The 1,311-nt window shown below is 67.6% G+C and carries 1 protein-coding gene; it reads right to left on the reverse strand.

The window, feature by feature from the left end; all coding sequences use genetic code 11:
- Positions 1-48: 48 nt before the first annotated feature.
- Entirely contained in the window at positions 49-1,218 is a 1,170-nt protein-coding gene (locus ACN675_RS29175) for an IS1249 family transposase (RefSeq protein WP_420754118.1), read from the reverse strand.
- Between the last annotated feature and the right edge of the window lie 93 nt (positions 1,219-1,311).

The following is a 1,311-nucleotide window of genomic DNA, read 5'->3' on the forward strand; positions in this document are numbered from 1 at the left end:
GGGTTAATGGCCAAAATGTGTGTATGGCTGCCGGTGTGTCGCTCGGGTTCACCGGGGTGATCGGCCCGCCCAGCCGTGTTGTAGACCGTTGCCGTCCTCCCAGCTGAAGTCGGTGCCCATGGTGGGCCCGATCGGTTCGTCCGCGGTGGCGTCGCGGTGCCTGGTTCGGGGTGGTGCGTAGTGCTCGGGCCGGACCAGTGTCCAGGGGTCACGGGGTTCGGCGGTGAGACTGTTGAGTTTCCATTCCGCGGCCCGGCGGGCGTGTTCGGTCGGCAGTCCGCGGTGTGCTCGGAACAGGTCCTTGAGGGCCTTGTTCGGGCCGCCCTCCAGCGGTGAGGTGGTCCGCTGCAACGGGTGGGCGTGGTCGGTGAGGTCCGGGTCGATCCAGGTGAACAGGTGGTTGTCGGCGATCAGCCGGCGGAACAGTCCCCGGGTCTTGCGTAGGTCCCGGTGGGTGTACCACCAGGGTTGATCGTCCGGGACGCCGCGGGGCCGGGCCAGGTGTGTTTTCGCGTAGGTGCGGTGCCGCAGGAAGCTGTCCCAGCGCGTTTCCCAGGCGGCGTAGGCGCCCAGCCACAGCACGGCCTGGTCGATGTCGCGGACGTTCATCAATGCCCTGGTCAGGGCGAGGATTTCGCGGCCGGCCTCGAGCCGGGGTGTGAGGGTGTGGTGGCGGCGGACGACCTGGAAGATGTGGAAGTAGCAGCGTTGGATGCGGGTGGTGGGCCACTGTTCGGCGATCGCGGCGTGCAGGCCGGTGCCGCCGTCGATGACGGCGACGGTCGGGGCCGGGTGACGCCCGAGGATCTGTTGCCAGGCGATCTTCTTTTCGCGGTCGCACCACTGCCAGTCGATCACGTGGTGGCCGTCGGTGGCGATCAGCAGGCACCAGGACTGGAAGTAGGTGCCGTCGAGGATCACCAGATCGGCGGGGGTGGTCGCCGGGGCCGGGGGTGGGATCTCGATGTTCCAGCACCAGGAGGTGGTGCGGCGGAAGGTGCGGGCGCTGGAGGCCAGCTGGGTGGGTGGACGGCCGTCGAGCAGCCACGCCCGGAACGCGTCCAGTTGGGCTTTGCGGGTGATGTCCGGGCGGGACCGGGTCGTGGAGGCGCCGCAGCTCCTACAGCGCCATCGGGTGCGGCCCGCGGTGGTGGTGCCGTTCTTGACCAGCTTGGATCCGCATACACCACAGACCGGGGCATTCCGGGGAACCGACACCGAACATGCTGTCAGAGCATGTTCGGATCGCTATCGGTAGAGATCAGACCCCCGAAATCGGCGATTCTGTACACACATTCTGGCCATTAACCC

It is taken from the genome of Rhodococcus sp. O3 (assembly GCF_048897285.1).
Lineage (GTDB): Bacteria > Actinomycetota > Actinomycetes > Mycobacteriales > Mycobacteriaceae > Rhodococcus.